The 5,222-nt window shown below is 35.9% G+C and carries 6 protein-coding genes; 5 read left to right on the plus strand and 1 reads right to left on the minus strand.

Annotated features, from left to right (window positions below; genetic code table 11):
* Window positions 1-276, plus strand: a 276-nt coding sequence (locus ACY65O_RS01370) for an LbetaH domain-containing protein (protein ID WP_462219054.1), incomplete at its 5' end; no start/stop codon positions are given.
* Between the two features lie 4 nt (window positions 277-280).
* On the opposite strand, the gene ACY65O_RS01375 is transcribed toward ACY65O_RS01370, so the two are convergent.
* On the minus strand, window positions 281-715 hold the full coding sequence (locus ACY65O_RS01375; protein ID WP_462219055.1) for an SH3 domain-containing protein: 435 nt from the start codon (window positions 713-715) through the stop codon (window positions 281-283).
* A 172-nt stretch (window positions 716-887) separates the two neighbouring features.
* Here ACY65O_RS01375 and obgE point away from each other — a divergent pair, with 172 nt between their 5' ends.
* The 4 genes from obgE to ACY65O_RS01395 form a co-directional block, all read left to right on the plus strand.
* Window positions 888-1,892 (plus strand): GTPase ObgE, encoded by a 1,005-nt coding sequence (gene obgE, locus ACY65O_RS01380; protein ID WP_462219056.1) that lies wholly within the window; start codon window positions 888-890, stop codon window positions 1,890-1,892.
* A 74-nt stretch (window positions 1,893-1,966) separates the two neighbouring features.
* On the plus strand, window positions 1,967-4,171 hold the full coding sequence (locus ACY65O_RS01385) for a patatin-like phospholipase family protein (RefSeq protein ID WP_462219057.1): 2,205 nt from the start codon (window positions 1,967-1,969) through the stop codon (window positions 4,169-4,171).
* A gap of 33 nt (window positions 4,172-4,204) precedes the next feature.
* A complete protein-coding gene (locus tag ACY65O_RS01390) occupies window positions 4,205-4,372 on the plus strand; it encodes a hypothetical protein (RefSeq protein ID WP_462219058.1) in 168 nt (55 codons plus the stop codon).
* Window positions 4,373-4,433: 61 nt separating this feature from the next.
* Window positions 4,434-5,222, plus strand: a 789-nt coding sequence (locus ACY65O_RS01395; RefSeq protein WP_462219059.1) for a hypothetical protein, incomplete at its 3' end; no start/stop codon positions are given.

Below are 5,222 nucleotides of genomic sequence, written 5' to 3' on the forward strand. Positions count from 1 at the left end.
GTTGTTTTAGAAGAGGAGTGCATTGTTGGTGCATTAAGTTTTATAAAGGCTGATGAAAAATTTGAGCGCCGCAGTTTAATAGTAGGCAATCCTGCAAAAAAAATTAAAGAAGTGAGTGATGCTATGGTGGCGTGGAAAACAGAAGGTACAAAATTATACCAGCAATTACCTAAGGATTTATTCGAAAGTTTGAAAGCTTGTGAACCGTTAAGAGAAATACCTGAGCATTATAAAATTGAAACGGCTGATTATAAAACATGGAATGATACTAAATGATCATTTATTTTTTCAAATCAAAAATATCGGTGTTGTAATTAATTCCATCTAAATTATATTTTGAAATTACTTCGTAAGTACTGCTGCCACAGGTGCAGTTTTTTTTAGCGGTTTGTATTGCTGTAATATTATATTCTCTGCCGGTGCTCAATAATTTAATTTTCCAATCTTTATTATACTCTACATTCATTAAAAGCCCTGCATGTATAGTATCGGCCTGGTTAGGATAAGGGTATTCATAAATGCTGTCAATTTTTTGATCAAACCTTCCGTTTGCTGCATATTTTACATATAGCACTGTATCAATATCAGCAACCTTATAATTTATAAATCTTACAGTAAATGTTTTAATACCACAATATACTTTACAGCAGCCCTGCATTAAAAATCCAGACAATCCTGTTATCAATAACGTAAAAAATAAATTTCTTATTGGCATCTTTCTTTTTTAACAAGACATGATTTATATATTTATTGCTGCCTTCCAAAATATTCTTTTTTATAATGTTTTGTTTTAATCTTTTATCCAGAGAATACATTTACTTTTTAATACACCTTAATACACCATTTTTCTTTAAATTTTACAGACCTTTGCGCTTTAAATATTTTACGTGTCAGAAAAATCAAACTTTGTAGATCAGATAAGGGTATTTTGCCGCAGCGGCCATGGCGGCGCAGGCAGCAAGCATTTTATGCGTAACAAACTTACGGCAATGGGTGGGCCCGATGGTGGCGATGGCGGCCGTGGTGCCCATGTTATTTTAAAAGGCAACAGCCAGTTATGGACTTTATTGCACCTGCGTTATTTTAAAAATGTACTGGCCGATGATGGCGAAAATGGCAGCAAAAATAACAGCAGTGGCCTTACCGGTAAAGATATTATTATAGAAGTGCCGTTGGGTACTGTTGCTAAAGATGAAGAAACCAATACGGTTGTTGCAGAAATTTTAGAAGACGGGCAGGAAGTAATTCTTGCAAAAGGTGGCCGTGGCGGATTGGGCAACAGCAATTTTAAAACTGCCACCAACCAGTCACCCGAATATGCACAGCCCGGGGAAGATGGTGAAGAAGGCTGGAAAGTTTTAGAATTAAAAGTTTTAGCCGATGTGGGTTTGGTGGGTTTTCCCAATGCTGGTAAATCTACTTTGTTAAGCCGCATTACTGCAGCTAAACCAAAAATTGCAGACTATGCTTTTACTACAATTGTTCCGCAATTGGGTATGGTAGAATACCGTGATGGAAAAAGTTTTTGCATTGCCGATTTACCGGGTATTATTGAAGGCGCTGCCGAAGGTAAAGGATTAGGCCATCGTTTTTTACGCCATATCGAACGCAATTCTATTTTATTATTTTTAATACCTGCCGACAGTAAAGACCATAAAAAAGAATACGACATTTTATATAATGAGCTAAAGGAGTACAACCCCGAAATGCTGCAAAAAGATTTTGTAATTGCAATAAGCAAAAGCGATATGCTGGATGAGGAATTAAAAACAGCTATTGCAAAAGAATTACCGAAAAAAATTCCGCATGTTTTTATTTCTTCTTTAACCGGCACAGGTTTACAGGAGTTAAAAGACCTGTTATGGAAAACTTTAAATGCTGCAGTAAAATAATAATTACCGTTACCACTTTATGGTATTGCAAAGCTTTTATTGTTTGAGTATCTTAACTGCTTAAACTTTATGCTATGTCAAGGATATTTCACCGGTTTTGGAATTTATTAATTCCCGTGTGGCATTTCTTCAGGTTTTTGTGGAGAATATTTAGAAACCCTTTGCGGCTTTTTACTGCCTTTTTACAAATTATCTGGTTTCTTTTTCCTGCAGTAATCTTTTTAATAGCAACCTTTATTTGCTTTTGGCAATTATCGCAGGGCAGAGATGTGTTGATAGATATGCTGGAAAAAAAATACATGGGGGGCATAGTTTTGCTGGCTCTTTTATTTTTTACGCTTGTATCCTGGTACAGCAGCCGCATTTTAATTTACCGGAAAAAAATTCTGTACGAAAAAAATGAACAGCTGGGTTTTCATACACCAAGGGTTATTGGGTTTTTAGGTTTTAGTGTTATATGGATCGCATTATTGCGTTTACCCAAAGATGCTTACCTGTCGTTTACATTGCCAGGATATTTAGACTGGCTGTTATTAATACTGTCTTTTGTGGCTTATGCTTTTTTATATAAAAAATTTAAAAAACTAAGAGATGGAAAACTAAGAATAAATAAAGATATAGATACCGAAACACAGGAAGTGCTGGAAGAAAAAGAAAAAAAAGAAAAATTAAGGTTCAAAAAAATTTATATTTTAATTGGTTGCATAACTGTCGGTTTATTGATGCTGAACACGGTAATATTAAACCCGTATATAAGTTCGTGGGTACTTTTAATTTCAATTATAATTTTACAGGTACTGTTTTTATTTATTGTTATCATACGCCGGGGCCGTATGCCTTTTAAAGAAAAGGGAAAAGATGTTTTTGAAATGCCGCTTGATTATCGTTCTCCGGAAGAATGGCAGCAGGCAGAAAAGCAAAAAGGGAATGTATTCACACTTGGTGTATGGGAAAAGATTTTATACCATGCCAATATTCCCCAAAAAGAAAAATGGTTTTTTATTACTTACAATATTATTACAGCACTTTCACTTCTTGTTTATTTCGGCACTATAATCAGTTATCATTTTTCATTACTGCTGGGCAGCTTTGCATCGGTGCTTAATTCTTTTGGCGTGTTGGTAGGTTTTTTTAGTTTAATAACATTTGCTTCAGTAGTGCTTAAAGTTAATTTACATATGGCATTGTGGGTAGTAATAATAATTTTTGGAAAAATATTTGAACCCCACTGGGCAAAATTAGTTAAGTATAAAGAAGAAAATGTGCAGGCATTTAACGGCCGCCCCACACTGTATAATTATTTTGATAAATGGGCCGGTAAAAGAAAAATAGAAATCGAACAGGATTCAACCTATCCTGTATTTTTTGTTTTAGCAGATGGTGGCGCTTCACGTAGCGGCTACTGGACAGCGTCGGTACTAAGCAAATTGGAAGATACTACCAAAGGAAAATTTTCGCAGCACCTTTTTTGTTTATCTGGTGCATCGGGGGGCAGCGTGGGCAATGGCACTTTTTTAGCGCTGTTAAAAAACAGGGAAGCATTGGCAATTAATGCCCGGCAAACTTTTACAAAGGGTGCACAGGAATATTTAAAATCAGATTTTTTAACATACACCGTGGCACGAACATTAGGACCCGATTTTTTGCGGCCAATAATTCCTTTACCATTTATTAACGACAGGGCTGCGGCACTGGAGCATGCAATGGAAGAAGGGGAAAATTCTTTTTTACATTCAAAATTTCTTATGCCGATGTCTGCTCTGATTCCTTTTACTACCGGTAACGAAAACCTGCCCATGATTTGTATTAACGCCACACGTATGCAGGATGGCCGGCCTTCGGTAATAAGCAGCGTGGCATTAGATTATAAAACTTTTGGCAGCCGTATTGATATTTTACAAACATTAAAGCCGGGTAAGGATATGAAATTAAGCACTGCCGTAGTTATGGGTGCAAGGTTCCCCTACTTAAGCCCGGCAGGCCGTATAGACAGCAGCTATTATGTTGATGGTGGTTACTTCGATAATTCGGGAGCAGGTATTGTAAACGAAATGATTATTGGCTTAAAAGATTATATAAGAATAAATGAAACAGCAAAACCATGGCTAAGCAAAATAAAATTTTATATTATCCATGCACAAAATGGATGGGGTGGCGGAGGAGAAATAAATAAAATTCATCCCATAATAAATGATCTGGCAGCGCCGGTACTTACATTGATTGGTGCTTACGGCACACAAACGTCTGTTAACGACTGGCGGTTGATAAAATATTTATAAGGCGTTTATCAAAACCCAAAAGATACCGGTTACATGGCCGTAAATTTATACCGGCCTTTAACCGACAGTACAAAAACCAAAGAAGAATTCCCGATGAACTGGGTAATCTCAGATTATTATATCAATAAAATGAACCGTCAGTTAAAGAATGTTGATATGAAAAGGCTTTTAACATGGATGCACAGAAAGATGGATTGGTAAAATACCCAGCACACGGTATTGTAATTGGTAAAATATTTACTTACTTGCAATAAAATTTATCATGAAAAAATATTTTTTATTACTAACCGCAGTTATTTTTTTAAGCTTTACCGTTACAGCGCAAACCATAAGTACATTAAAAAAAGTAATGGAACTTAAAATGCCCAAAACTATAGAAGATGATATGCCCGGCAGCAACGGCGCTGCTGTAGTTTGGCATCCTTTACAAAAAAAATATTACTCCACTATGGCGGGTAATGCAGCTTATCCATTAGCAGTTTTTGATGTAAAAGGTAAACGCTTGTCATCAGACAATTTAATTGCTAAAATTGATGTAAGGGGATTGTGGTACAATCCTGTAAAAAAAACAATTTGTGGAAACGGCTATAATGATAATGGTTGGTTTCATTACAATATCGATCCAAAAGGAGCTGTAACTGGTTTTGACATTGACTCGGCAGCAATGCTGCAGCCCAACGAACAAAGTGTGGGCACGTACCATCCTGTAAGAAAGGAAGTATTGTTTTTAAATGGCAACCAGGTATCGTTATATGCTGGTGATGGATCTTCGGATGAAGCCATTGGTTTAAAATTTGGTATGACAAAAAAAGATGACATTGGAGAAAAATTTGAATGGAATGCAGAAACCCCAAAAGATTACAATGGCACTACAGTTGTTTTTACTGCTGTAAAAAATGCCGAGCTGGGTGTTTTAAATATGGAGAAAAAACAAATTGAATTATACGATTTTAAGGAAGGTTTTTTAAGCACCGTTTTAAAACTGCCCGATACTGTTGAAGCATATCCCTCTTTTAATTTTTGTTTTACCAATGGCATGTACTGGATGTTT

The sequence above is a fragment of the Ferruginibacter sp. genome (genome assembly GCF_031430955.1).
Taxonomy (GTDB): Bacteria; Bacteroidota; Bacteroidia; order Chitinophagales; family Chitinophagaceae; genus Ferruginibacter.